Raw genomic sequence first — 24,036 nt, 5'->3', positions numbered from 1 at the left:
CGTTTCAGGAAAAAGGGCCCGCCGCTTGTGGTGCGGCGGGCCCTGTTTGGTGCTGTTACTCAGTGTATTTGTCGATCAGCATGCGGGCTTCGTCGATCAGGGCCTGTCCATCGATGCCCCGCTCGTTCATCTCGGCCACCCATTCGTCGTAGATCGGTTGCGACACGGCGCGCCATTCGGCGGTCTCTTCCTCGGTCAAGGTCACGATGTTGTTGCCCCGCGCCGCGGCCGCCTCGCGTGCCGGTCCGTCACTGTCTGCTTGCGTGCCGCCCGCAAAGACCGAGAATTCAAGGCCGGAGTTGTCATCGATGACCTTCTTCAGATCGTCCGGCAGGCTCTCGTAGCGATCCTTGTTCATCGCCAGAACGAAGGTCAGCACATAGAGTGCATTGCCGCTGAACTCGGTGTGATTGTCGACCAGTTCAGGAATTTTCAGCGCCGCGGTCACTTCCCAGGGGATCGTGGTCCCGTCGATCACGCCCTTGGACAGGCCTTCAGGCACCGCCGGGACCGGCATGCCAACCGGTGTTGCGCCCATCTTCTCAAGCAGCGCATTGGCCAGCCGCGAGCCGCCACGGATCTTGAGGCCTTCCATGTCCGCGGGCGTGCGGATCTCCTTGTTGGCGTGGATCAGGCCCGGCCCGTGCACCCAGGTGCCCAGGATGTGCACATCCTTGAACTCCGTGTCCTTCATGTGCTTTTCGAACATTTCCCAATAGGCGCGCGAAGCGGCACGGGCATTCGTCATCATGAACGGAAGCTCGAAAACCTCGGTCGAGGGGAACCGCCCGGGCGTGTAGCCCACCACCGTCCAGACGATATCGGCCACACCGTCGATCGCCTGATCCATCAGCTCGGGCGGCTTGCCGCCCAGCTGCATCGAGGGATACCGCTCGACCTTGATCCGGCCGCCGCTGTCTTCCTCGACATTGTCCGCCCAGACATCCAGGACCAGCTTTGGCACATTGGCTTGCGGTGGCAGGAACTGGTGCAGGCGCAGCGTCACATCCTGCGCAACCGCCGGGGCCGCGCCGAAGCCCACGGCCAGCGCCGCCGCAGCGGCCATGCCGAGAAATGTCTTGCGTGAGATCGTCATTACGTATCCTCCCTTTTGAACGTCACCGGGCCGCTTGTGTTGCGGCTCCGGACTCGTCTTCCCTGACAAATTGCTATTGCAGATCAGGGGGGATGTCACCCGTGTTTGTCATCAATTGACCGCTATTGGCGGGCGCAAAAGCCTACTCGAGGCAGTCAGATCACAGCCTGGACAAGAAGGGAGGTTGGTGGCGTTAGGTGGACTTGAACCACCGACCTAACGATTATGAGTCGTTCGCTCTAACCAACTGAGCTATAACGCCACGAGCGCGTGAATTAGGATAGCAGGCTTCTGCCGTCAAGGCTGAAATCGAGGTTATTGCCCCCGGACGGCATCAATCATGCGCTGCACATTGTCGGGGTCGGCGTCGGGCGTGATCCCGTGGCCGAGGTTGAAGATATGCGGCCCTTTCGAGAAGGCCTTTACGATGGCGCGGGTCTCATCGACCAGGGCCGGCCCACCTGTCACCATGTGACGGCTGGCCAGGTTGCCCTGGACGCAGCCGTCGACCTGAACGTGCTGCGCGGCCCATGTCGCACTCACCGAATTGTCCAGCGCCACGCAATCCACGCCCGTTGCCTTGGCAAAGCCGATATAGTTGTCGCCCGCCTCGCGCGGAAAGCCGATCACCGGAATATCCGGGTATCTCGCCTTGAGCGCCGCTGTGATCTCGCGTGCAGGCTCCAGCGCGTATTTCCGGAACGCATCGCCCTTGAGCGACCCGGCCCAGCTGTCGAAAATCTTGACCACCTCGGCACCGGCGTCGATCTGGGCCGCCAGGTAGTCGATTGTGCCTTGAGTGATGCGCCTGATCAGCGCTTCGAAAAGCGGAGTGTTCTCTTGCATCAGGGCGTGGGCGGGGCCCTGATCCGGCGTGCCGCGCCCCGCGATCATGTAGGTCGCGACCGTCCAGGGTGCGCCGGCAAAACCGATCAGCGTTGTCTCTGCTGGCAGTTCCCGCCGCAGAATGCGCACGGTCTCGTAGATCGGGTTGAGCGTGGCGTGGATATCCTCCGCCGGTCCCAGCTTGTCGAAATCCGCCTGCGTCTGGATCGTTGACAGCCGCGGCCCTTCGCCCGTCACGAACCACAGATCGGCGCCCAGAGCCTGCGGCAGCAGCAGGATGTCGGCGAAGAGGATCGCCGCGTCGAACCCGTAGCGGCGGATCGGCTGCAAAGTGACCTCCGCAGCCAGTTCCGGGTTGTAGCACAAGGACAGGAAGTCCCCCGCCTGCGCGCGGGTCGCGCGGTACTCCGGAAGGTATCGCCCGGCCTGGCGCATCATCCAGATCGGCGGCGTCGGCAGCGTTTCCCCTGCGAGGGCCCGCAGGATGGTCTTGGTCTCGCTTGTCACGTCTGGTCCATCTTTCATGGCGCACGTCCTGCTTCTAGTTGGAGAATCCCGATCATTCCAGTTGTCAGCTTAAGTTGACACACCTAAAAGATAAACCCATGACAGTGCATCTCCCTTCACCCGACTCGCCCCTCAAGATCGGCACACGCGGCTCGCCGCTCGCGCTGGCCCAGGCTCATGAAACCCGCGCCCGGTTGATGTCGGCCTTTGATCTGCCGGAGGGTGCGTTTCAGATCGTGGTCATCAAAGTCACCGGAGATGCCATTCAGGACCGTCCGCTCAAGGACATCGGCGGCAAGGGGCTCTTCACCCGCGAGATCGAAGAAGATCTTCTGTCGGGAAAAATCGACATTGCCGTGCATTCGATGAAGGACATGCCGACGGTCCAGCCGGAGGGGCTGGTTCTGGGGACCTATCTGCCGCGCGAGGACGTGCGCGACGCCTTCGTCTCGCCGCGGCTGCGCACACTTGACGATCTTGCAACCGGTGCTGTCGTCGGCACCTCCAGCCTGAGACGCCGGGCCCAGCTTCTCAACCGGCGGCCCGACCTTCAGGTGGTCGAGTTTCGCGGCAACGTCCAGACCCGGCTGAAGAAGCTGAGCGACGGCGTGGCGGAGTGCACATTCCTGGCGACAGCCGGCCTCAACCGGCTGAAGATGACCGACGTTCCAGCAACGCCGATCGCGGCGGAAGACATGCTGCCCGCCGTGGCACAGGGCGCCATCGGGATCGAGCGCCGCATCGGGGATGAACGCACCGCCGCACTGCTCGACGCCATTCACCACGGTCCGACGGGGCAACGACTGGTCGCCGAACGCAGCTTCCTACTGACGCTGGACGGCTCGTGCGAGACGCCAATTGCGGGGCTTGCGGAGCTCCACGACGGCCAGTTGCATCTGCGCGGCGAAGTGCTGCGCCCGGACGGATCGGAGGCGATCTTTGGCGAACGGCGTGGCCCTATCTCGGATGGTCAGCGCATGGGCCGGGATCTCGCTGAAGAACTGCTGGCCAGGGCTGGCGCCGACTTCTTCGATTGGCACCAGGCGTCGTGAGACCGGCGACCGGCTAGACCCATTTGGCCAGCGGCGGCAGGCTCATCAGCACCGCATTCGCATCGTGCCCGGTTTCCAGCCCGAACTTGGTGCCACGGTCGTAGACGAGGTTGTACTCGGCATAGAGCCCGCGGTGCACCAGCTGCGCATCCTTGTCAGCCTCGTTCCACGCCTGCACCCGGCGCTTGCGCACCAGCGGCACAAAGGCGGGCAGGAACGCGCGGCCGATGTCCTGGGTGAGACTGAAGTCAGCCTCCCAATCGCCCGTGCAATGATCATCCATGAAGATGCCGCCCACGCCGCGGGCCCGCTTGCGATGGGGGATGAAGAAGTACTCATCGGCCCAGTCCTTAAGGCGCGGGTAGAACTCCGCCCCGTGCGGGTCCAGCTTCTCGCGCTGTTGGGCGTGAAAATGCGCGGTATCCTCGTCGTACTCGATGCAGGGGTTCAGATCCGAACCGCCACCGAACCACCAGGCGTGCGGCGTCCAGAACATCCGCGTGTTCATGTGCACGGCGGGCACATGCGGGTTCTGCATATGCGCCACGAGGCTGATGCCCGAGGCCCAGAATCGCGGATCCTCCTTCATTCCCGGGATACCCTTCCGCGCGGCCATCGCCATCTGCGCACGCTCTCCAAGCGTGCCGTAGACCGTGGAGACATTCACACCGACTTTCTCGAAAACCCGGCCGCCGCGCATCACGCTCATCAAACCGCCCCCGGCATCGGACCCGTCATCGCTGGTGCGCTTGGTTTCGGTCACTTCGAAGCGGCTTGGTGCCGCCTCCGACAGCGGGCCCTCCGTGTGATCCTGTTCAAGCGCCTCGAAGGCGGCGACGATATCGTCACGCAGGCTGCGGAACCATGCGGCCGCACGTGATTTTTCGGTTTCAAGGCTGTCGGTCATCCGTCGTCCAATGTGTCAATCTGTCCTGACACCATATCTAGCGCGGAACGCAGCTGGACGAAAAGCGGGAATCGTCAGTGCGCGGGTGCCGTCACCACATCGAGAAGGCTGCGGCCGCCATCGACGGTGATCACCTCGCCGGTCATGAAGCCCGATCCTTCAGAGGCCAGGAACTGGACCGTATCGGCAAGCTCGGACGGGCTGGCGATGCGCCCCAGCGGCGTATGGTCCACGATGTCTTCTCGCCAGTCGCCATGCTCGATCATGGAGGACTTGAGCGAGGCGCTCATCACCGACCCGAAAGAAACAGCATTCACGCGGATCCGCTTTGGCGCCAAGGCCAGCGCCATGGAGCGGGTCATCTGTTCCAGCGCCGCACAGGCGATCGAATAGCCCATCAGTTCGGGCCGGGTGCGCTGCGCGGCAATGGAACTGAGATTGATGATCGAGCCCAGCTGCCCCTCCGCCTGATCCGCGCCCTGCTTGATCATGCGCTTCGCAACCTGCTGTGTGAGGCTCAGCGAGGTGATGAGGTTCTGATCCAGCAGAACCGAGACCGACGTGTCTTCGACATCCAGCGCATCGGTCTGCATCACCTGCCGCGATCCGTTCACCAGGATATCGACGCGCTCGAAAGCATCAATCGTGGCCGAGACCAGGTTGGCGATCGTCAGGCGCTGCCGCAGATCGCCGGCAAAGTAGCGCAGGTTGCCGTCTTCCGCCTGGTCGCCCCATTCGCTGACCAATTTCTTCTCGTCCATGTCGGCGCACATCACGTTGGCGCCGCGGTCGGCGAATTGCCGGGCGATCGCGAGGCCGATGCCGTTGGCCGCGCCGGTCACGATTGCGGTTTTGCCGTTGATCGAAAATGACATCTGGATCCCCTGTCGCGCGGTCTAGTCTATCCGGTTTCGGCCCGGTTGGCGATGCGGGCGGCTCGCGCAAAAGAGCTTGAAGCGCCGGTCGCCGCCGCAGTCTTTCACAGTGGCGAACAAGCTCTGCAAGCTCACCTCATAAGGCAAGTGCCGGTTGGCCACCATCCAAAGCTGCCCGTGCCGGTGCAGCATCCGAGCGGCGGCCCGGATGAAGGCCTGCCCGAGCGCTGGATCGGCAACTCGCCCACCGTGGAAGGGCGGGTTCATCACAACCGTGTCCAGCGGCTGATCCGGTCGCCATGTTGTCGCGTCAGCCCAATGAAACTGCGCACGGGTGTCGGTGACATTGTGGCGCGCGCACTCCAGTGCCATATGGCCAGCCTCCACCAGGTGCGCAGCCTCCACGTCGGGGCGGGTCAGCACATGGGCCGAGAGGAAGCCCCAACCCGCACCCAGATCGGCCACGTGACGCCCCAGCGCATCCGGCAGCGCCTCGGCCAAAAGCGCCGACGCCGGATCAATCGCATCGGCCGAGAAAACGCCCGGCGCCGTCCAGAATCCGCCTTCGGTCAGCGCCGGGCCGGCCGACCAGTCCGAAAACAAGGCGGCCTCCGCCTGCTCCAGCCAGAAGAGTTTGCCATGTGCCTTGGTCACCGGCCCGCGCACTGTCGCCACGCGCCTTATCTCGCGCAGCAGCCCCTCGACCCCATCGGTTTTCTGCCCGTCGATCACGAGCAGCCCTTGCGTCCGGGCCGCAGCCTCGGCGATCAGGGCGCGCGCCTCGGCCTTCGCGCGCGGCAGCAAGACAATTGCAGCGGCATAACGGTCCTCGGCGGTGACATCGCAGGCATAGCCACGGCTGCGCCACACGTCGACATGCGGCTTGAAATCGCTGACAATCTGGAGCCGGTCCTTGGGCAGATCGGGCAGGGCAGCATCAGGTGTGGGATGAAACACGGCGATCCGGCCGTCGGATGGAAAAACCAGCCCGCCCCCATCCAGGGCGAGCGGAAGTCGAGCGTCGATCACGCGCTCAGTCTTCTTTTTCCATCGTGCATTGCAAGGGGTGCTGATGCCGGCGGGCGAAATCCATCACCTGCGCCACCTTGGTCTCGGCGATCTCGTGGCTAAACACGCCAACGACGGCCACGCCCTTCTTGTGCACGGTCAGCATGATCTCGAAGGCTTGCGCGTGATTCAGGCCGAAGAACCGCTCGAGCACATGCACCACGAACTCCATCGGCGTGAAGTCATCGTTGAGCAACAAGACCTTATAGAGCGGAGGGCGCTTGGTCTTCGGCTTGGTCGCGGTCAGGATCGAGGTATCGCCGTCGTCCTCGGATCGGTTCGCCATCATCACTGCGTCGCGGTGCATTTCTGCTCCTGATCTGCGTTAAGTCGTGGTGAGTCGTTGAGCGCTCTATATAAACTGTCTGAACATTTAGAAAAGGGGGCCGTCGGAATGGCACAGAGGCTCACCACCATCGGGTTCGATGCCGACGACACGCTCTGGCACAACGAGCGCTTCTTCCAGATGACCCAGGCGCATTTCGCTGAGCTTCTGTCCGAGTTCACCGACAAGACCAGCCTGATGGAGCGCCTGCTCGCCGCGGAGAAACGCAATATCGAGCATTATGGTTTCGGCGTGAAGGGCTTTACTCTCTCCATGATCGAGACCGCCATCGATGTCACCGATGGACAGGTCGCGACCCCGGTGATCGCCGAAATCCTGGACGCCGGGCGCGAGATGCTGCGCCATCCCGTTGATCTGCTGCCCCATGCGCGCGAAGCCGTGGAATGCGCCCGTCAGACCCACCGGATCGTTCTCATCACAAAGGGCGACCTGCTCGACCAAGAGCGCAAGCTGGCACAATCGGGCCTCGGGGATTTGTTCGACGGCGTCGAGATCGTCTCGGACAAGACCGCGGAAACCTATGTCGACATCTTTGCTCGTCACGGCGCGGGACCGGACAAGGGCATGATGGTCGGCAACTCCCTGCGTTCGGATGTGCTGCCAATGATCGAGGCGGGCGGTTGGGGTGTCTTTGTCCCGCATGAGCATGCCTGGGATCTGGAGCAGGCCGCGCCGCCGCGGGATGACGCACGCTACAAGGCGCTACCATCTCTGGCAGATCTAGCGCCGTTGATCGGACACATCGAGTCGCTCTGATACCCTCGGCAGGCGGAACGGGCGCTTTGCACTCTGGTCACACCCGCCCGCCTGGGTGTTGGGCCCCACACGGTCACCATATGTGGATCTTGGTTACCAAAACTTAACGCAAATACCTTTATTCAAAGACTTTATAGATATCCAAAGCTGTGTTAGTCTCGCACAGACAAAAACAGCCAGTCGGACAAATCGGCGGCGAGAGGCAGAAAAGGCAGGTTATCATGAAGGTTCGGCGTTATGTGCCGGCCCGGTACGGGCTATTTGTTCTGGCAGCGTTGTGGATGTTGGTCATTGTGCCGATCAGCGCGCTCGCGGCACCTTACGCCGCCTTTGTCATGGATGCGCGATCGGGCGAAGTGCTGCACTCCCGCAATGCGGATACGCGGCTGCATCCGGCATCGCTCACCAAGATGATGACGCTGTACGTCGCCTTCCAGGCCGTGGAGCGGGGCGAGATCACGCTCGACACCAAGGTGAAGATATCGCGTCATGCAGCATCCGAGGTTCCGTCCAAGCTGGGGCTGAAACCAGGCCAGCGCATTGCGCTTCGCTATCTGATCCGTGCGGCCGCCGTGAAATCGGCCAATGACGCAGCGACGGCCATCGCCGAAGCGCTGGAGGGGTCCGAGGCCGCCTTTGCCCGCCGCATGAACCGGACCGCCAAAGCCATGGGCATGACCCGGACGACCTTCAAGAACGCGCACGGGCTGACCGAGTCGGGACATCTTTCGACGGCGCGGGACATGTCGATACTCGGCCGCCACGTGCTTTACGACTATCCGGAGTACTACAACCTCTTCTCGCGCCGCTCCACCAACGCCGGCGTGCGCGAAGTTGCGAATACGAACCGCCGGCTGCTCTCGGCCTATCGCGGTGCGGATGGCATCAAGACGGGCTACACCCGCGCGGCCGGGTTCAATCTCGTTGCGTCCGCCGAGCGTGGCCGCGAACGGATCATCGCGACTGTGTTCGGAGGCACCTCCACCAGCGCGCGAAATGCCCGCGTTGCCGAACTGCTCGACATGGGCTTCAAGCGCGCACCGTCGCGCGTCGCGCTGCGCAAACCGAAAAAACCTGCCTATGTGGCTGGAGGAACGGGGAAGACAGTGCGGGTGAGCGGGATCACGCGGACCAGCCTCCGCCCCCGGATGCGGGCCGGCACGACGCCTCTGATCGCCTCGGTGCAAACGCCCGCGACGCCGCCGCCGGCCGCCGCCCACGCGAGCACGAGCGGCGTGCTGTCGTCTGATATTCAGATGGCGCTCGTTGCCGCGCAAGAGACAAGCGAGACCCCGGCGGTCGCCGACGATACCGCCGCGCTGTCCAACAGCAGTCTCGCAGGTCTCGACGTCCGCCCCGTCATGCGGCCCGGCAGTGCGATCGAGCGGGCCATCGCGGAGGCTTTGCCGGAAAATGAGGTGGTCACACGCCTTTCCACCTCCGGTGGGCATCAGTGGGGCGTCAACGTCGGGCGCTATACCACACGGTACAATGCCGAACGCGCTCTCGTGACGACCGCTCTGGCAGAGATGACGACCCTGGAAGGTACATTGCGCAAGGTCGTCAAGAAGCCGACCGGGTTCGAGGCGAACTTCCTCGGCATGACCCGCGACAGCGCGGATCTGGCCTGCCGCCGGCTGACCGCCCGCAACATCGACTGCGAGATGGTCGGCCCGTCGTAACGAGGCGCCAAAACAATTCGCCTTGAACTTGAATCACCTATCGCTGCCTGATTTCAATGAAAATTGACGCCATAGGCGATACATCTAGTTTCAAGCTAAAGGCGAAACGTTCTAGTCGCTCTTCGGCCGGTCGTCCCAGGTGTCGCTGAGGATCCGGCGGCTGTCGCCTTCGGGGTCGTCGTACTGCCGGGTCTTCAAGGTATAGAGAAAACCCAGCAGCCCGAGGCCGCCAAGGGCCAGCGAGATCGGGATCAGGTAGGCCAGCACGTTCATCGGCGCCCTCCGAGTCTCAAGGCATTCAGGGATACGGAAATCGAAGACGTCGACATGGCCAGTGCCGCGATCAGCGGTGTGGCGAAGCCCGCTACGGCCAGAGGGACAGCGACGACGTTGTAGAGCGTCGCGATCTGGAAGTTTTCGCGAATTCGACGGGTTGCACGGCGGGCCATGGCCACCGCATCAGCGATGGGCGACAGATCCTGGCCGAGCAACACCATGTCGGATGCCGCGCGCGCGGCATCAAGCGCCTGTGCCGGGCTGATCGAGACATGCGCGGAAGCCAGCGCGGCTGTATCGTTCAGACCATCGCCGATCATCAGCACATTGCGCCCTTCATCTGCGAGCCCGCCGACAAACCGCGCCTTGGCGTCGGGGAGCATCCCCGCGTGCCAATCCGCGATGCCCAGCCGGTCCGCGAAGGTCGAGACAGCCGCTGGCCGATCGCCGGACAGCAGAACTATGTCCAATCCTTGGGCCTTGAGCGCCGCGAGCGTATCCGATGCTCCTTTCCGGGCCGCGTCGGTGAAGCGCAGCAGAACCGGCGCCCCCTCCGGACCCTGCAGGGCAGTGCAGATATCATATCCACCGCACGACAGCCCGATCCAGTCCGGGCGCCCCAGACGCACCGGCCGATCGCCAAGCCGAGCCTCGGCGCCATATCCCGGTCGCTCGGCACGGTCCGTGAGATCCGCAGGCAGCATCCCCTCCGCCTGCGCCGCTGCGCAGATGGCCTGCGAAAGCGGGTGATGCGACCCGCTCGCCAGCGCATGAGCAATCGCCTTCTGCGTGGGATCGAGATCATCCCAATTGGTCAGCCGGGGCTGCCCGGTCGTCAGCGTGCCCGTCTTGTCGAAGACCACCGTATCGATCTCCGCAAGCCGCTCCAGCGCGTTTGCGTTCTTGATCAGAAGTCCCTTTCCGAAGAGCCTGCCAGACGCGGCCGTCGTCACCGCCGGAACCGCCAGCCCCAGGGCACAGGGACAGGTGATGATCAGCACCGCCGCCGCGATGTTCAGCGAGACCCGCATGTCCCCCGACCAGATCAGCCAACCCAGAAACGCCAGCGCCGCCAGGATATGCACGCCCGGCGCATAGAGCTTCGCCGCCCGATCCGCGAGAGAGGTGTACCGTGACCGGCCGCTTTCGGCGATGGCGACAAGCGCCGCCATGCGCTGCAACGATGTGTCCTGACCAACCGCCGTCGCCTGCAGCGTGAGCGGGCCGGTCAGATTGACCTCGCCGGCACTCATGGCGTCGCCAGGCCCCTTCGTTTCGGGCAAGGTCTCACCGGTCAGCAGCGCCCGGTCCACTTCCGACCGCCCTTCGATGACAAGGCCGTCGACGGGTGCGCGGCCTCCTGGGCGGACGAGCACGTGATCGCCGAGCCGCAACTCGGAGACAGGGACTTCGACAGGCCCCTCCTCGGTCACACGCCACGCGCGGGGGACCTCCAGGGCAGTCAATTCCTCCGCCGCCGACCGCGCCGCCGATCTGGCACGTGCGTCCAGCCAGCGGCCTGCCAGCAGGAAGAAGGTCAGCGTCAGCGCCGCATCGAAGTAGGCGTGATGCCCGGACAGCCAGGTCTCCCAGAGGGAGGTCACCAAGGCGAGCAGAATCGCCAGGCTGATGGGCACGTCCATGTTCAGCCGCCCGGCCTTCAGCGCATGCCAGGCGTTCACGAAGAACGGCTGCGCCGAGAAGGCGATCGCAGGCAAGGCAATCGCGGCGGAAATCCAGTGGAAGAGATCGCGCGTTGCATCCTCGGCCCCGGACCAGACCGCGACCGACAGAAGCATCACGTTCATCGAGGCAAAGCCGGCCACCGCCAGACGCATCAGCAGATCGCGGCCCGCGCTGCCCGTCGCGGTTTCGTTCAGCGCAGCGGGATCGAGCTCATGCGCCTCGAACCCCTCGCGCATCATAAGCTCCGCCAATGCCGCGGGCGTCACATCGGGTGCCGCGTCAATCAGGGCGCGTTTCAAAGTGAGGTTAACCCGCGCGGACGTCACGCCAGGGTGCGCGTTGAGCGCCCGTTCGACCTTCGCGATGCAGGCCTGGCAATGGATCGTCGGCAAGGACAGCATGATCCGCGCATCCCGAGGCGGCGCGGCAACGGGCTGGGCCGCCGCCGCAACGCATCCGGCGCACCCCACCGGCGTATTTGTGCTGGCCGTCGTCACGAAGCGCCCTTTGGCACGCGCAGGATGACGCGCTGCTGGAACACGGTCCCGTCCGCTGCCACCGCCTTCATCCGCAGGTTCCAGTTGCCGGGTGCAAGCTCGGCCGGTGCAACATAATCGGCCCCATCGTAGACGAAGGCCGGGATCCGATCGTCGCGCACATGGGTTGCCCGCCCAAGGGTCGCGTCAAGCTCCGCGACCTGAACAGGGCGCCCCGCGGTATCCGTGATCGACAGCACAACCTCGTCACCCCGCGCTTGGGCCAGCACTGACCAGCCCAGGGCCTGCTGGGCGGCACGGTTCTTGTCGAAGTGCTGGCTCGCGACGTAGGAATTCTTGACCTCGAGGCCCGGAAAGGTGCTGAGCGCGCTGTAAGCCAGCGTCAGATTGACCGCGATGATCACGGTAAAGGCCGAGACGAAAATCAGGGCCACATGGCGGCCGGTCAATTGCTTGGGTGCGGTCGTCATTCTTCATCTCCTGTGCCGGTAAAACTACTGTCCTTGTAGGCGCGATCGCCGTTTGAGAGATCTTCGACCCAGAAGCGAAGATCGGTGCGGGCAGCTTCCGCGGGAGTCGATCCCGGCGGTGCGATCACGTAGACCCTCTGCAAGAGGGACGTATCGGCCGGTACGTCGACCGAGCCATAGGGCGTGCCTTCAAGCTGGATGCGCAAGGCGGGATCGCCCGCGACAGAGAGGCGGAACAGCCGCTCGTCGTTATTCTTGTTGCGCAGCCGGATGTCATAGGTGTTCCGGATCGAGCCATCCGAGAGGGTGACAAACGTCGGGTTGCGCACAGCGGCCACCGTCATCTCGATCTCGGCCCGGATGAACAGTGCGACAAGCAGGGCCACACCCACACCGCTCCAGAGCGCAGTGTAAAGCATCGTGCGGGGGCGGAAGATATGCTTCCAGACCGCCCGGGGTTCTGCGCCCGCACGCTCGCGCTCCTCGTCGGACAGGGCGATGTAGTCGATGAGCCCCCGAGGCTTGCCGATGCGCTCCATTACATCGTCACATGCGTCGATGCAGAGCGCGCAGGTGATGCATTCCAGCTGCTGCCCGTCACGGATATCGATGCCCATTGGGCAGACGTTCACGCAGGCCATGCAGTCGATGCAGTCGCCCTGCTCCTGCGTTTTCGCATCCTGGCTGTGTTTGCGGGGTTCCCCCCGCCACTCGCGGTAGGCGACCGTCAGCGTGTCTTCGTCCATCATCGCCGCCTGGATGCGCGGCCAAGGGCAGGCATAGATGCAGATCTGCTCGCGCATGAAGCCACCGAAAACGAAGGTCGTCGCGGTCAGGATTGCGACGGTGATGTAGGCAACCGCATGGGCCTGCCCGGTGAAGAGATCGACGAAGAGCGTGGGCGCATCGGCGAAGTAGAAGACCCAGGCGCCGCCGGTCGCAACCGCGATCAGCAGCCAGAGCAGCCACTTGGTGAGCCGCAGCCGCAGCTTGCGCAGGTCCATCTTCTCTTGCCGGTGCAGGCGGAGCCGTGCGTTGCGGTCGCCCTCGACCCAGCGCTCCACGAGGATGAAGAGATCCGTCCAGACGGTCTGCGGGCAGGCATAGCCGCACCAGACCCGCCCCAGGGCGGACGTGAAAAGGAAGAGCCCCAGCCCCGCCATGATCAGCAAACCGGCGACGAAGTAGAACTCGTGGCTCCAGATCTCGATCCAGAAGAAATAGAAACGGCGGTTCGCCAGATCGAGCAGGACCGCCTGATCGGGCAGCGCGGGCCCCCGATCCCAACGGATCCAGGGCACGAGGTAATAGATACCAAGGGTGATCACGAGGATCACCCATTTGAGGTTCCGAAACTGGCCTGAGACACGCCGCGGAAAAATCGGCTCGCGGGCGGCGTAGAGGCTGGGAGGCGGCGCTTGATCTGTCACGATTGTCCTTGCGGATGTACTCTGAAGCGGTCCGGGCCGACGGGAGTTTGCAGCGATTGCCGCGCCCCCCGGCCCGATGGGCAGCGGCTACTCGCCGCCACCCAGCTGGTGCACGTAGAGTGCGACTGCCCTGATCTCTGCCTCGCCTAAGCGCTGTGTCCAAGGTGGCATGACGCCATAGCGGCTATAGGTCACAGTCTCGGTCAGCGTTTCTTCATCACCGCCGTAGAGCCAGATCGCGTCGGCGAGATTCGGAGCTCCGAGCTCGGTGTTTCCAAGACCGTCGTCCCCATGACAGGCCGCGCAATTGTCGGCGAAGAGCTCGGCGCCCGGTTCGGCCAGGCCAGCATCGTGATCGCTGCCGGAGAGCGACATGACATAGTTCACGACCTGGGAGATCTCCTGAGGCTCGAAGATGTCACCGTAGGCGGGCATCTCGGAATACCGGGCATCCGGGTCGTCCTCGTTGCGGATCCCGTGAGCGATCGTGGTGTGAATGGCCTCGATGTCGCCCCCCCAGAGCCAATCGTCGTCGAGCAGGTTGGGGTAGCCCACGAAGCCTGCCGCGCCAGAGCCATGGCATTGGGCACACCAGGTGCGGAAGACGGCGGCACCAGCGGACACGGCATAGCCGTTCAACTCGGCATCTGCGGAAATCTCGGTGAGCTCCGCTTCGGCAAGCCGCGCATTGATGCCTGCGTTGGCCTCCTCGACCGCTGCGATGTCGACGGCCACCTCTCCCCGGGTGGAATACCCCAGAAGACCCGAGGTCGCAGAGGAAACCAGTGGCCAGGCCGGATAGGCGATCGTGTAGGCCACACCCCAGACAATTGTGGCGTAGAAGGTCCAGAGCCACCAGCGCGGCATCGGGTTGTCGAACTCCTCGATCCCGTCCCAGCTGTGGCCGGTGGTGTTCGGATCGCCCTCTTGTTTCGGCGGTACTTTACTCATTTCTCTGCCTCCTCTCGGGGCGCGGGTCGGTCGTCATTGCGGAAGATCATGTTCTTGGCCTCGTCGTGCGCGGCGCTGGAGCCGGGCCGAATGACCCAGAACCAGATGCCCACGAAGATGCAGAACAGAACCAGAAGCATCCAGCTGTCAGCGAATTCACGCAGGAGCGAATAGGTTTCCATGCTGTCTCCCTCCCTTAGCGGCTTGCGTCGGGCGTGAAGGTCGAGAAGTCGACCAGCGTGCCCAGCATTTGCAGATAAGCGATCATCGCATCGGCCTCGGAAATGCCCGGCTGGCCGTCGAAGTTGCGCACCTGCGCACCCGGATAGCGTTCGAGCAGCCCGTCAAAATCGCTGTCGGGGTCGGCCTGGGCACGGAAGTCCGCCGCGGCCTGCTCGATCATCTCATCAGTGTAGGGCACGCCCACGATGCGATGCGTGCGCAGCAGGTCCTCGATGTGATCCGCGTCGATCAGCGTTTCCTCAAGGAAGGCGTAGGGCGGCATGATCGATTCCGGCACGACCGCCTTGGGGTTCCGCAAATGGTCGATGTGCCAGTCATCCGAGTAGCGCCCGCCCACACGGGCCAGATCCGGCCCGGTCCGCTTGGAGCCCCACTGGAACGGGTGGTCGTACATCGACTCCGCGGCGAGGCTGTAGTGGCCGTAGCGCTCGACCTCGTCCCGCATGGGTCGGATCATCTGGCTGTGGCAGACATAGCAGCCCTCGCGGATGTAGATGTCACGGCCAGCCAGCTCCAGCGGAGAGTAGGGGCGCATCCCTTCCACTTCCTCGATGGTGTTTTCGAGGTAGAAGAGCGGCACGATCTGCACGATGCCCCCGATGGTCACCACCAGGAAGCTGAAGATCAGCAGGAGGGTGGCGTTGGTCTCGAGGATCTTATGTTTGCTGAGGATCGACATTGTTGCCCCTCCCTATTCCGCAGGGACGGCTGTGCCGAGCGAAGCCTTGGCAGGCGCCGCGCGGACAGTCATCCACAGGTTGTAGCACATGATGATGGAACCAGCGAGGAACAGCACGCCGCCCAGACCGCGCACCACATACATGGGGAACTTGGCGCTCACGGTGTCGGCAAAGCTGTTCACGAGGAAGCCGTTGGCATCCACTTCGCGCCACATCAGGCCCTCCATGATCCCGGTCACCCACATCGAGGCCGCGTAGAGCACGATGCCGATGGTGGCGAGCCAGAAGTGCCAGCTGACAAGGCTGAGGCTGTAAAGCCGCTCCCGCTTCCAGAGCACGGGCACCAGGTAGTAGAGTGCGCCGAAGGTGATCAACCCGTTCCAGCCCAGGGCACCGGAATGCACGTGGCCAATGGTCCAGTCGGTGTAGTGGCTGAGGCTGTTGACCGAGCGAATGGACATCATCGGGCCCTCGAAGGTGGACATGCCGTAGAAGGCAAGGCTGGTGACCATCATCCGCAGCACCGGGTCGGTGCGCAGCTTGTCCCAGGCCCCTTGCAGCGTCATCAGGCCGTTGATCATACCGCCCCAGCTGGGCATCCACAGGATGATCGAGAAGACCATGCCAAGCGTGGACGCCCAGTCGGGGAGTGCGGTGTAATGCAGGTGGTGCGGACCAGCCCAGATATAGAGGAAGATCAGCGCCCAGAAGTGAATGATCGACAGCTTATAGGAGAACACCGGGCGTTCGGCTTGCTTGGGCACGAAGTAGTACATCATGCCGAGGAACCCTGCGGTCAGAAAGAAGCCAACGGCGTTGTGGCCATACCACCACTGCACCATCGCATCCTGCACACCCGAGAAGACCTGCACCGACTTGCTGCCCCAGATCGAGACGGGGATCGAGATGTTATTGACGATATGCAGCATCGCCACCGTCACGATGAAGGACAGAAGGAACCAGTTCGCCACGTAGATATGCGGCTCTTTCCGCCGGATTATCGTGCCAAGGAAACAGGCGAGGAAGGCAACCCAGACGATGGTCAGCCAGATGTCGACGTACCATTCAGGCTCGGCGTATTCCTTCGATTGCGTACCGCCCAGAAGGTACCCGGTGGCCGCAAGCACGATGAAGAGCTGATAGCCCCAGAACACGAACCAGCCGAGGTTGCCGCCCCAGAGCCGGGCCGCCGAGGTGCGCTGCACGATGTAGAACGAGCTTGCGATCAGCGCATTGCCTCCGAAGGCAAAGATCACTGCCGAGGTGTGCAGCGGACGCAAGCGGCCGAAATTCCCATACCCTTGCGTCCATTCAAAGTTCAACTGCGGAAACGCCAGCTGAAAGGCAATGACAACGCCAACGAGGAAACCGACAACGCCCCAGAAGGCGGTCGCGATCACGCCCGCGCGCACGACGCTGTCGAAATATTCGTTGGTGGGTATGGGTTTGACAGGTTCGTCCGTTGCGCGCAGCGTTGTCAGAAACAACCCTGCCGCCACGATCATGAAGATGATCATATGAACCTGATAAGCCAGATCGCGGGCGTAGCTCGCCGCGATCATCGTAAACAGCGTGGCGAGTGCCAGGACCACCAGCTTTATGTAATTTGATGTTCCGGTATTCATTGTTCCGGGTTCCCTTCCGGTTAGCCCCACGCGGGGCGTGGGAACGTCTCAATGATCCGGGTGTGCCGGTTTGGCCCTGCGCGCGCTTTGATCTGCATCAAGCATCGGCCCGTTTTTGACTGATGCGGATCAAGGTTCGCGCGACACGCGAAGGCTAGGGTTTTCGGCAAGACCACTGCAAAGGACCGGCGTCATGACCTTCAAGACGATCTTCACCGCGATGACCTCCTTCGACCCCAGCACGGCCGCGCTCGCGCAGGCGGCGGCCCTGACCGAAGCGCTAGATGCGCATCTCGACGTGATGTGCGTGGGCATGGACCGGTCGCGGAGCAACTACTACGAGGTCGGCGCGAATGCGATCCTGGTGCAGACGGCCCTCGAAGAGGCGCACCGCAAGGCCGAAGAGACACGGGGCGAGGTGGAGGCGTGGCTGCAAACCGCAAAGCTGCGGTGGACGGCGGTCGATGCGGTTGCAACGCTCGCTGATGCGGGGCGGCCCCTGGCGCTGGCCGCGCGGTTTGCAGACCTCGGGGTCGCGCCCCTGCCCTACCGCAAGGACAGCAGCCCCGAAGAGACACTGATCCTCGAAGCGATGCTGTTCGACGCGGCCTGCCCCACGGTTGTGATGCCCGATGTCGAGCCCATCGCACGGCCCGAGCGCATCGTCATCGGGTGGAACGAAAGCACCGAAGCCCTGCGGGCGATCCGCTCCGCGCTGCCCTTCCTGATGGCGGCGAAGGAGGTGCATATCGCGATCATCGACCCGCCCGAACACGCCGCGAACCGGTCCGATCCGGGCGGCGCGCTGGCGGTGATGCTCTCTCGCCATGGTGTCAACTGCGATATACAGGTGATGTCCCGCAACGGCGCGCGGGTCAGCGAGCGGTTGCAGCGCCACGTCACCGAAATGGGGGCCGAGATGCTGGTGATGGGCGCCTACGGTCACTCCCGTTTTCGCGAGGCGATCCTCGGGGGCGCCACCCGCGAGACGCTGGAACACGCGAAGGTGCCCGTCTTCATGGCGCATTGAGCTGCACGCCGCAGTTTACACGAGGTAGCCGCCGTCGCTGTCGTCGCCGGCCTCGGTCATCAGCCGGTCCATGTCGGGCACCGTCACCACACGCTTGCCGGCGAGAATGATCACACCGTCCCGCTTCAGCGCAGACATCTGGCGGCTGACCGTCTCCAGCGTCAGTCCCAGATAGTCGGCCATGGCCTCGCGGGTCAGCGGCAGTTCGAACTGCAGCTCCTTGCCAGGCGGCGCCAGACCGAGCAACGCATCGCGCCGCGCGATGATCGAAAGCAGGCTCGCGATCTTCTCCCGCGCTGTTTTGCGTCCCAAAACAAGCATCCACTCGCGCGCGGCATCCAACTCGTCCAGCGTCATCTCCAGCAGGCGATGCGCAATATGCGGTGTCGTACCGATCATCTGCTCGAAAGGTTTGCGCCGGAAACAGCACATCACCAGATCCGATGTCGCCGTCACCGTATAGGCCGCCTCGCCCCGGCCGGGGCGCCCCACGAAATCCGAGGGCAGCAGCAGGCCCACCATCTGCGTCCGACCGTCTTCCATCGTCTGTGTCAGCGTTGCGACACCGGAGACGACGGAGGCGACGAAATCCATATGATCGCCGGCCCACATGACTGTCTGCCCGGCGCTGAAACTTCGATAGTACTTGATATCCTCGAGCAGCTCGAGTTCGTCACTGTCGCATTTGGCACATACGGCCCGATGGCGGATTGGACAGTCCGAACAGGACTTGAAGGCAGGGCTTGCCACCTGCTGCATCTTGAGGCTCCTCTTTTGATCTGTGTCAAGGAAAGGTGACACAGCGCACTTTATGCGAGCAGTATGCACATGACATCCAAATTAGCAAAGCTGGGTCTTTTTGACGCGATGGTGCCACGGTACACCAGCTACCCGACCGCGCCTCAGTTCAAACCCGAGATCGGTGGCGCGCAGATGGAGAGTTGGGTGCGCGCCATTCCTCCCGGCGGGCAGATCTCGCTCTATCTGCACGTCCCCTTTTGCCGACGGCTTTGCTGGTTCTGTGCCTGCCGGACACAAGGGACGCAGACGCTCACGCCCGTCGCCGGATATCTCGAAACCCTGATCCAGGAAATCGAAATGCTGGGGCAGATGCTGCCCGACGGTGTGACGCTGAGCCGGATGCACTGGGGCGGCGGCACGCCGACACTGCTCTCGTCCGGGATGATCGACGAGCTTGCCGGTGCGGTGGCGGATGTGGCACCGCTCGCGTCGGGTGCGGAATTCTCGGTCGAGGTCGATCCGAACGAAATCGATTCGGCGCGGGTCGATGCGCTGGCCCGGGTCGGCATGACGCGCGCCTCCATCGGCGTGCAGGATTTCGATCCCGAGGTTCAGACCACCATCGGCCGGATCCAGAGCTTCGAGGTCACGCGCGATGCAGCCGACATGCTGCGCGCATCAAACATCACTTCGCTGAACGCCGACATCCTCTTCGGATTGCCGCATCAGGACGAGACGCGGATCGCGGCCTCGGTGCAGAAACTGCTGACGCTGAACCCGGATCGCGTGGCGCTTTATGGCTATGCGCATGTGCCATGGATGGCGCGGCGCCAGTCGATGATCCCGAGCGATGCGCTGCCCGCGCCCGAGCGGCGCCTGAGCCTCTTCGAGACCGCGGCGCGGCTTTTCGAATGGGATGGCTATACGCAGATTGGCATCGATCACTTTGCCGCGCCACATGACAGCCTCGCGGTCGCGGCGCGCGCAGGGCTGTTGCGCCGCAATTTCCAGGGCTACACCGATGATCCGGCAGAGACACTCGTGGGTCTTGGCGCCTCTGCCATCTCACGCTTCCGCCAAGGGTACACGCAGAACGCCTCCGCCACATCCGCTTACGCAAAGGCGATCCAGTCGGGCCGGTTTGCTGCCGCGCGGGGGCACGCCTTTGCGGGCGAGGATCTTCTGCGCGCGCGGATCATCGAAGCACTGATGTGCGATTTCGAGGTCCGCTTCGACGATATGGCCCTGCGGTTCCCCGGCGCGACGCGGCATCTGGCCGAGTTGCTGCAATCGGCCGCGGACCAGTTCGGCGAGATGGTGCATCTGGGCGAGACGGGCTTGCGGATCAGACCCGAAGGCCGGCCGCTCACCCGGATCATCGCGCGGTTCTTCGACGCCTACGACATGTCAGGCGCGGGGCACGCCTCGGCGATCTGAGCAGGGGGTGGCCCAAGGCCCACCCCACCTGCCGGTCACAACCGCCCGACCGATGATCAGACGGCAGCCTGCAGGAGCGTGCGGGTGTAGTCGTGCTGCGGCGCGTCGAAGATGGCATCGACATCGCCCATCTCGACCACATCGCCGCGTTTCATCACCAGCACCCGGTGCGACATGGCACGCACGACCTTCAGGTCGTGACTGATGAAGATATAGGCCAGCCCGTATTTGGCCTGCAGGTCGCGCAACAGATCGACGATCTGCACCTGCACGGTCATGTCCAGTGCCGAGGTCGGCTCATCGAGCACCAGCAGGCGAGGGCGGAGCACCATGGCGCGGGCAATCGCGATCCGCTGCCGCTGTCCACCCGAGAACTCATGCGGGTAGCGGTCCATCGTGGCGGGATCGAGCCCCACCTCCACCATCACCTCGCGCACCAGATCCCGCGGGTCGCGGTCAGCATCCACCTTGTGGATGCCAAGGCCTTCGGAGATGATCTGGGCGCAGGTCATCCGCGGCGAGAGCGACCCATAGGGGTCCTGAAAGACGATCTGCATGTCCTTGCGCAAGGAGCGCAGCGCGCGCGTGGACCATTTGCGCACGTCCTGCCCCAGAAAGACAATCTGGCCCTCGGACGCAATGAGGCGCATCATGGCAAGGGCCAGCGTCGTCTTGCCCGAGCCTGACTCGCCCACGATCCCGATGGTCTCGCCGGCACGGACCGAGAGGCTCGCATCGTTCACGGCCTTCACGTGCCCCACCGTGCGGCGCAACAGCCCCGCATGGATCGGGAACCAGACCTTCAGATGTTCGGTCTCCGCCACCCGTTCCGCGTCGGACGCCACCGGCCTCGGCGCGCCGGAGGGTTCGGCGCTGAGCAGCTTCTGCGTGTAGGGATGTTGCGGCGCATCAAAGATCCGGGCCACGGGACCGGTCTCCACGATCTCGCCCTGCTGCATCACGCAGACGCGATCCGCAATGCGGCGCACGATGCCGAGGTCGTGGGTGATGAACAAGAGCCCCATTCCCATCCGATCCTTGAGCTCCTTCAGCAGATCGAGGATCTGCGCCTGGATCGTCACGTCCAGCGCGGTCGTCGGTTCATCGGCGATCAGGACGTCCGGCTCGTTGGCCAGCGCCATCGCGATCATCACCCGCTGCCGCTGCCCGCCCGACAGCTGATGCGGATAGCTTGTCAGCCGTGTCTCGGGATCCGCGATGCCGACCTGATCGAGCAGCTCCAGAATGCGCGCACGGGCCGCTGCACCGGCGAGCCCCTGGTGCAGCGCGAGACTTTCGGCCAATTGCTTCTCGATGGTGTGCAGCGGGTTGAGCGAGGTCATCGGCTCCTGAAAGATGAAGCTGATGTCGTTGCCGCGCACCTTGCGCAACAGCTGCTCGCCCGCGCCGATCATCTGCTGGCCATCGTAGGTGACCGAGCCGGAGACCTCGGCGCTGTCACCCAGCAGCGACACGGTCGAAAGCGCGGAGACGGATTTGCCCGAGCCGGACTCGCCCACCAGCGCGACCGTCTCGCCACGTTCGACGGCAAAGCTCACGCCCTTCACGGCTTCGGTCAGCGCGCCATCCTGCCGGAAGCTCACGCGCAGGTCTTTCACCTCGAGCAGCGCGGTCACGTGAATGTCTTTCTTGGGTCAAAGGCGTCGCGGATGCCCTCGAAGATGAAGATCAGCAGCGACAGCATGATCGCGAAGGTGAAGAAGGCGGTGAAGGCGAGCCACGGGGCCTGCAGGTTCTGCTTGGCCTGGAGGGTCAGCTCGCCCAGCGACGGCGCGGACGACGGCAGCCCGAAACCCAGAAAGTCGAGGATCGCCAGCGTCGAGATCGTGCCGGTGACGATGAAGGGCAGCATCGTCAAGGTGGCGACCATGGCGTTGGGCAACATATGGCGGAACATGATGGTCATGTTGCTCACACCCAGCGCACGGGCGGCACGCACATATTCGAGGTTGCGCGCGCGCAGGAACTCCGCCCGCACAACCCCGACAAGCGAGGTCCAACTGAAGAGCACCAGCAGGATCACCAAGAGCCAGAAACTGCGCCCCAGGATCGCGAACATGATGATGATCACGTAAAGCGATGGGGTCGAGGACCAGATCTCGATGATCCGCTGGAAGATAAGGTCAGTCTTGCCGCCGAAGAACCCCTGGACGGCCCCGGCGATGATGCCGATGAGGCTGGCGGCCCCCGTGACGATCAGGGTGAAGATGATCGACAGTCGGAACCCGTGAATGACGCGGGCCAGAACGTCGCGCTTGGTGCCATCGGTGCCCAGAAGGTTCTCGCCGTTGGGTGGCAACGGGGCTGCGCCGGGCCGGTCCACCGCGGTGTCGAAGGAGTAGGGGATCAGCGGCCAGATCGTCCACCCCCGCTGGATCGGTTCACCTTCGATGATGCCGTCTTCAGCATCTTCGATATAGCCCTCGGGGTCGTCGAAGCACAGATCCAACCCCCCGGTTGCGATCAGGCACTGCACTTCCGGATCGCGATAGACGGCTTCGGTCTGGAAATCCCCACCGAATTCCGTCTCGGGGTAGAAGGTCCAGATCGGTGTGTAATAGCTGCCGCGGTACTGCACGAGGATCGGCTTGTCGTAGGCCACGAACTCCGCCATCAGCGAAATCCCGAAAAGCACCGCGAAAATCCATAGCGACCAATAGGCGCGCCTGTTGCGCTTGAAATTGCGCCAGCGCCGTTGATTGAGCGGCGACAGAGCCATCAGCCCTCCCTCCGCTCGAAGTCGATGCGCGGGTCGACGAGCACATACATCAGATCCGACAGGATCCCCACGATCAGACCGATCAGGCCGAAGATGAAGAGCGTGCCGAAGACCACCGGATAGTCGCGAGCCACGGCGGCCTCGAAGCCGAGGCGCCCCAGACCGTCGAGGCTGAAGATCGTCTCGATGATCAGTGATCCGCCAAAGAAAACGCCGATGAAGACCGCCGGAAAGCCCGCGATCACAATCAGCATCGCGTTGCGGAAGACGTGACCGTAAAGCACCCGCCCTTCGGCGAGGCCCTTTGCGCGGGCAGTGATCACGTACTGCTTCTTGATCTCATCGAGAAAACTGTTCTTGGTCAGCAGCGTCAGCGTGGCAAAGGCGGAAATGGTCGAGGCCAGCACCGGCAGCGTGATGTGCCAGAAGTAATCCGCGACCTTGCCCAGCGGGCTCAGTTGATCGAAGTTGTCCGAGGTCAGCCCCCGCAGCGGGAAGATCTGCCAGTAAGAGCCGCCCGCGAAGAGCACCAGCAACAGGATCGCAAAGAGAAAGCCGGGGATCGCATAGGCGGCGATGATGGCACCCGAGGTCCAGGTGTCGAAGCTGGTGCCGTCCTTCACCGCCTTGCGGATGCCGAGCGGGATCGACACCAGATAGGCAATCAGGGTGGACCAGAGCCCCAGCGTGATCGAGACGGGCAGTTTTTCCTTGATCAGATCAATGACCGAGATCGAGCGGAAATAGCTCTCTCCGAAGTCGAACCGCATGTAGTTCCAGATCATGTTCAGGAAGCGCTCGACAGGGGGTTTGTCGAAGCCGAACTCGCGTTCCAACTCCGCGATGAATTCCGGCGGCAGGCCTCGCGCGCCGACGTACCGGCTGTCGGAGGCGGTATTGAGATCGTCCGCGCCCGGATCGTTGTTCGTGCCCGCAAACCCGCCGAAGACATCGCCGCCGCCCTGCGCGCGCGCGATCGCCTGCTCGACAGGGCCGCCGGGGACGAACTGCACGAGCGCGAAGTTGATCAGCATGATCCCGAGCAGGGTCGGAATGATCAGCAGAAGCCGTCGGACAATATAGGCGCCCATAGCG

The 24,036-nt window shown here is 63.5% G+C and carries 23 protein-coding genes and 1 tRNA gene; 5 read left to right on the top strand and 19 right to left on the bottom strand.

Going from position 1 to position 24,036, the window contains the following annotated elements; all coding sequences use genetic code 11:
- Positions 1 to 55: 55 nt before the first annotated feature.
- From MUB52_RS09980 to hemE, 3 genes are all read right to left on the bottom strand, one after another.
- Positions 56 to 1,096 (bottom strand): TRAP transporter substrate-binding protein, encoded by a 1,041-nt coding sequence (locus MUB52_RS09980; protein ID WP_263844069.1) that lies wholly within the window; start codon positions 1,094 to 1,096, stop codon positions 56 to 58.
- Positions 1,097 to 1,281: 185 nt separating this feature from the next.
- Positions 1,282 to 1,358, bottom strand: a tRNA-Met gene (locus tag MUB52_RS09975).
- A 53-nt stretch (positions 1,359 to 1,411) separates the two neighbouring features.
- Positions 1,412 to 2,467, bottom strand: a complete 1,056-nt coding sequence (hemE, locus tag MUB52_RS09970) for a uroporphyrinogen decarboxylase (protein WP_263844068.1) — start codon at positions 2,465 to 2,467, stop codon at positions 1,412 to 1,414.
- 80 nt (positions 2,468 to 2,547) lie between these two features.
- Between hemE and hemC the strand changes: the two genes are divergently transcribed.
- On the top strand, positions 2,548 to 3,501 hold the full coding sequence (hemC, locus tag MUB52_RS09965; RefSeq protein ID WP_263844067.1) for a hydroxymethylbilane synthase: 954 nt from the start codon (positions 2,548 to 2,550) through the stop codon (positions 3,499 to 3,501).
- Between the two features lie 13 nt (positions 3,502 to 3,514).
- Here the strand turns inward: hemC and hemF are convergent, their stop codons facing one another.
- The 4 genes from hemF to clpS all read right to left on the bottom strand — a co-directional run bounded on the left by hemF (position 3,515) and on the right by clpS (position 6,658).
- The gene (hemF, locus tag MUB52_RS09960; protein ID WP_263844066.1) at positions 3,515 to 4,408 is read right to left on the bottom strand and encodes an oxygen-dependent coproporphyrinogen oxidase; all 894 of its coding nucleotides are present in this window, start codon (positions 4,406 to 4,408) and stop codon (positions 3,515 to 3,517) included.
- Positions 4,409 to 4,482: 74 nt separating this feature from the next.
- On the bottom strand, positions 4,483 to 5,283 hold the full coding sequence (locus MUB52_RS09955) for an SDR family NAD(P)-dependent oxidoreductase (RefSeq protein ID WP_263844065.1): 801 nt from the start codon (positions 5,281 to 5,283) through the stop codon (positions 4,483 to 4,485).
- 21 nt (positions 5,284 to 5,304) lie between these two features.
- A complete protein-coding gene (locus tag MUB52_RS09950) occupies positions 5,305 to 6,312 on the bottom strand; it encodes a class I SAM-dependent methyltransferase (protein WP_263844064.1) in 1,008 nt (335 codons plus the stop codon).
- Positions 6,313 to 6,316: 4 nt separating this feature from the next.
- Positions 6,317 to 6,658 (bottom strand): ATP-dependent Clp protease adapter ClpS, encoded by a 342-nt coding sequence (gene clpS / locus MUB52_RS09945; RefSeq protein WP_263844063.1) that lies wholly within the window; start codon positions 6,656 to 6,658, stop codon positions 6,317 to 6,319.
- A gap of 87 nt (positions 6,659 to 6,745) precedes the next feature.
- Between clpS and MUB52_RS09940 the strand changes: the two genes are divergently transcribed.
- Together MUB52_RS09940 and MUB52_RS09935 are read left to right on the top strand one after the other, a co-directional pair.
- A complete protein-coding gene (locus tag MUB52_RS09940; RefSeq protein ID WP_263844062.1) occupies positions 6,746 to 7,453 on the top strand; it encodes an HAD family hydrolase in 708 nt (235 codons plus the stop codon).
- Positions 7,454 to 7,674: 221 nt separating this feature from the next.
- Positions 7,675 to 9,135, top strand: coding sequence for a D-alanyl-D-alanine carboxypeptidase family protein (locus tag MUB52_RS09935; protein WP_263844061.1), 1,461 nt, complete (start codon positions 7,675 to 7,677; stop codon positions 9,133 to 9,135).
- 111 nt (positions 9,136 to 9,246) lie between these two features.
- Here MUB52_RS09935 and ccoS read toward each other — a convergent pair whose 3' ends face one another.
- From ccoS to ccoN, 8 genes are all read right to left on the bottom strand, one after another.
- Positions 9,247 to 9,408, bottom strand: coding sequence for a cbb3-type cytochrome oxidase assembly protein CcoS (gene ccoS, locus MUB52_RS09930; RefSeq protein WP_263844060.1), 162 nt, complete (start codon positions 9,406 to 9,408; stop codon positions 9,247 to 9,249).
- Positions 9,405 to 11,594: a heavy metal translocating P-type ATPase gene (locus tag MUB52_RS09925; RefSeq protein WP_263844059.1), complete on the bottom strand. Its 2,190-nt coding sequence runs from the start codon at positions 11,592 to 11,594 to the stop codon at positions 9,405 to 9,407. Before MUB52_RS09925 ends, ccoS begins: the two co-directional genes overlap by 4 nt.
- Positions 11,591 to 12,064, bottom strand: coding sequence for a FixH family protein (locus tag MUB52_RS09920; protein ID WP_263844058.1), 474 nt, complete (start codon positions 12,062 to 12,064; stop codon positions 11,591 to 11,593). Before MUB52_RS09920 ends, MUB52_RS09925 begins: the two co-directional genes overlap by 4 nt.
- On the bottom strand, positions 12,061 to 13,494 hold the full coding sequence (ccoG, locus tag MUB52_RS09915; RefSeq protein WP_263844057.1) for a cytochrome c oxidase accessory protein CcoG: 1,434 nt from the start codon (positions 13,492 to 13,494) through the stop codon (positions 12,061 to 12,063). Before ccoG ends, MUB52_RS09920 begins: the two co-directional genes overlap by 4 nt.
- Positions 13,495 to 13,581: 87 nt before the next feature.
- Entirely contained in the window at positions 13,582 to 14,445 is an 864-nt protein-coding gene (gene ccoP / locus MUB52_RS09910) for a cytochrome-c oxidase, cbb3-type subunit III (RefSeq protein ID WP_263844056.1), read from the bottom strand.
- Positions 14,442 to 14,627: a cbb3-type cytochrome c oxidase subunit 3 gene (locus tag MUB52_RS09905; RefSeq protein WP_263844055.1), complete on the bottom strand. Its 186-nt coding sequence runs from the start codon at positions 14,625 to 14,627 to the stop codon at positions 14,442 to 14,444. The genes ccoP and MUB52_RS09905 overlap by 4 nt, the downstream gene beginning before the upstream one ends.
- A 14-nt stretch (positions 14,628 to 14,641) precedes the next feature.
- The gene (ccoO, locus tag MUB52_RS09900) at positions 14,642 to 15,367 is read right to left on the bottom strand and encodes a cytochrome-c oxidase, cbb3-type subunit II (RefSeq protein WP_263844054.1); all 726 of its coding nucleotides are present in this window, start codon (positions 15,365 to 15,367) and stop codon (positions 14,642 to 14,644) included.
- 12 nt (positions 15,368 to 15,379) lie between these two features.
- Entirely contained in the window at positions 15,380 to 16,993 is a 1,614-nt protein-coding gene (gene ccoN / locus MUB52_RS09895) for a cytochrome-c oxidase, cbb3-type subunit I (protein WP_263844053.1), read from the bottom strand.
- A gap of 193 nt (positions 16,994 to 17,186) precedes the next feature.
- Between ccoN and MUB52_RS09890 the strand changes: the two genes are divergently transcribed.
- A complete protein-coding gene (locus tag MUB52_RS09890; protein WP_263844052.1) occupies positions 17,187 to 18,023 on the top strand; it encodes a universal stress protein in 837 nt (278 codons plus the stop codon).
- Positions 18,024 to 18,038: 15 nt separating this feature from the next.
- On the opposite strand, the gene fnrL is transcribed toward MUB52_RS09890, so the two are convergent.
- Positions 18,039 to 18,782 carry a transcriptional regulator FnrL gene (gene fnrL, locus MUB52_RS09885; protein ID WP_263844051.1) on the bottom strand — a complete coding sequence of 248 codons (744 nt, stop codon included), beginning with the start codon at positions 18,780 to 18,782 and terminating at the stop codon, positions 18,039 to 18,041.
- Positions 18,783 to 18,845: 63 nt separating this feature from the next.
- On the opposite strand from fnrL, the gene hemN reads away from it, so the two are divergent.
- On the top strand, positions 18,846 to 20,201 hold the full coding sequence (gene hemN / locus MUB52_RS09880) for an oxygen-independent coproporphyrinogen III oxidase (protein ID WP_263844050.1): 1,356 nt from the start codon (positions 18,846 to 18,848) through the stop codon (positions 20,199 to 20,201).
- A gap of 56 nt (positions 20,202 to 20,257) precedes the next feature.
- On the opposite strand, the gene MUB52_RS09875 is transcribed toward hemN, so the two are convergent.
- From MUB52_RS09875 to MUB52_RS09865, 3 genes are read right to left on the bottom strand one after another with little or no spacing between them, the layout of a single operon-like run.
- A complete protein-coding gene (locus MUB52_RS09875; protein WP_263844049.1) occupies positions 20,258 to 21,838 on the bottom strand; it encodes an ABC transporter ATP-binding protein in 1,581 nt (526 codons plus the stop codon).
- The gene (locus MUB52_RS09870) at positions 21,835 to 22,941 is read right to left on the bottom strand and encodes an ABC transporter permease (protein WP_263844048.1); all 1,107 of its coding nucleotides are present in this window, start codon (positions 22,939 to 22,941) and stop codon (positions 21,835 to 21,837) included. Before MUB52_RS09870 ends, MUB52_RS09875 begins: the two co-directional genes overlap by 4 nt.
- Positions 22,941 to 24,032 carry a microcin C ABC transporter permease YejB gene (locus MUB52_RS09865; RefSeq protein ID WP_263844047.1) on the bottom strand — a complete coding sequence of 364 codons (1,092 nt, stop codon included), beginning with the start codon at positions 24,030 to 24,032 and terminating at the stop codon, positions 22,941 to 22,943. The genes MUB52_RS09870 and MUB52_RS09865 overlap by 1 nt, the downstream gene beginning before the upstream one ends.
- Positions 24,033 to 24,036 lie beyond the last annotated feature (4 nt).

The organism is Roseobacter sinensis (assembly GCF_025755255.1).
In the GTDB taxonomy this organism is placed as follows: Bacteria; Pseudomonadota; Alphaproteobacteria; order Rhodobacterales; family Rhodobacteraceae; genus Roseobacter; species Roseobacter sinensis.
The sequence above is the reverse complement of the archived record's forward strand: the minus strand, read 5'-3'. Positions and strand labels throughout refer to the sequence as shown.

What these genes read in the sequence shown, in the direction of transcription:
- fnrL (WP_263844051.1), bottom strand. Translation starts at nt 18,782, where the DNA reads ATGCAGCAGGTGGCAAGCCCTGCCTTCAAGTCCTGTTCGGACTGTCCA.
- MUB52_RS09865 (WP_263844047.1), bottom strand. Translation starts at nt 24,032, where the DNA reads ATGGGCGCCTATATTGTCCGACGGCTTCTGCTGATCATTCCGACCCTG.
- ccoN (WP_263844053.1), bottom strand. Translation starts at nt 16,993, where the DNA reads ATGAATACCGGAACATCAAATTACATAAAGCTGGTGGTCCTGGCACTC.
- ccoO (WP_263844054.1), bottom strand. Translation starts at nt 15,367, where the DNA reads ATGTCGATCCTCAGCAAACATAAGATCCTCGAGACCAACGCCACCCTC.
- MUB52_RS09940 (WP_263844062.1), top strand. Translation starts at nt 6,746, where the DNA reads ATGGCACAGAGGCTCACCACCATCGGGTTCGATGCCGACGACACGCTC.
- MUB52_RS09955 (WP_263844065.1), bottom strand. Translation starts at nt 5,283, where the DNA reads ATGTCATTTTCGATCAACGGCAAAACCGCAATCGTGACCGGCGCGGCC.
- MUB52_RS09905 (WP_263844055.1), bottom strand. Translation starts at nt 14,627, where the DNA reads ATGGAAACCTATTCGCTCCTGCGTGAATTCGCTGACAGCTGGATGCTT.
- ccoS (WP_263844060.1), bottom strand. Translation starts at nt 9,408, where the DNA reads ATGAACGTGCTGGCCTACCTGATCCCGATCTCGCTGGCCCTTGGCGGC.
- hemE (WP_263844068.1), bottom strand. Translation starts at nt 2,467, where the DNA reads ATGAAAGATGGACCAGACGTGACAAGCGAGACCAAGACCATCCTGCGG.
- MUB52_RS09870 (WP_263844048.1), bottom strand. Translation starts at nt 22,941, where the DNA reads ATGGCTCTGTCGCCGCTCAATCAACGGCGCTGGCGCAATTTCAAGCGC.
- MUB52_RS09980 (WP_263844069.1), bottom strand. Translation starts at nt 1,096, where the DNA reads ATGACGATCTCACGCAAGACATTTCTCGGCATGGCCGCTGCGGCGGCG.
- MUB52_RS09920 (WP_263844058.1), bottom strand. Translation starts at nt 12,064, where the DNA reads ATGACGACCGCACCCAAGCAATTGACCGGCCGCCATGTGGCCCTGATT.
- ccoP (WP_263844056.1), bottom strand. Translation starts at nt 14,445, where the DNA reads ATGAGTAAAGTACCGCCGAAACAAGAGGGCGATCCGAACACCACCGGC.
- clpS (WP_263844063.1), bottom strand. Translation starts at nt 6,658, where the DNA reads ATGCACCGCGACGCAGTGATGATGGCGAACCGATCCGAGGACGACGGC.
- MUB52_RS09890 (WP_263844052.1), top strand. Translation starts at nt 17,187, where the DNA reads ATGACCTTCAAGACGATCTTCACCGCGATGACCTCCTTCGACCCCAGC.
- hemC (WP_263844067.1), top strand. Translation starts at nt 2,548, where the DNA reads ATGACAGTGCATCTCCCTTCACCCGACTCGCCCCTCAAGATCGGCACA.
- hemF (WP_263844066.1), bottom strand. Translation starts at nt 4,408, where the DNA reads ATGACCGACAGCCTTGAAACCGAAAAATCACGTGCGGCCGCATGGTTC.
- MUB52_RS09935 (WP_263844061.1), top strand. Translation starts at nt 7,675, where the DNA reads ATGAAGGTTCGGCGTTATGTGCCGGCCCGGTACGGGCTATTTGTTCTG.
- hemN (WP_263844050.1), top strand. Translation starts at nt 18,846, where the DNA reads ATGCACATGACATCCAAATTAGCAAAGCTGGGTCTTTTTGACGCGATG.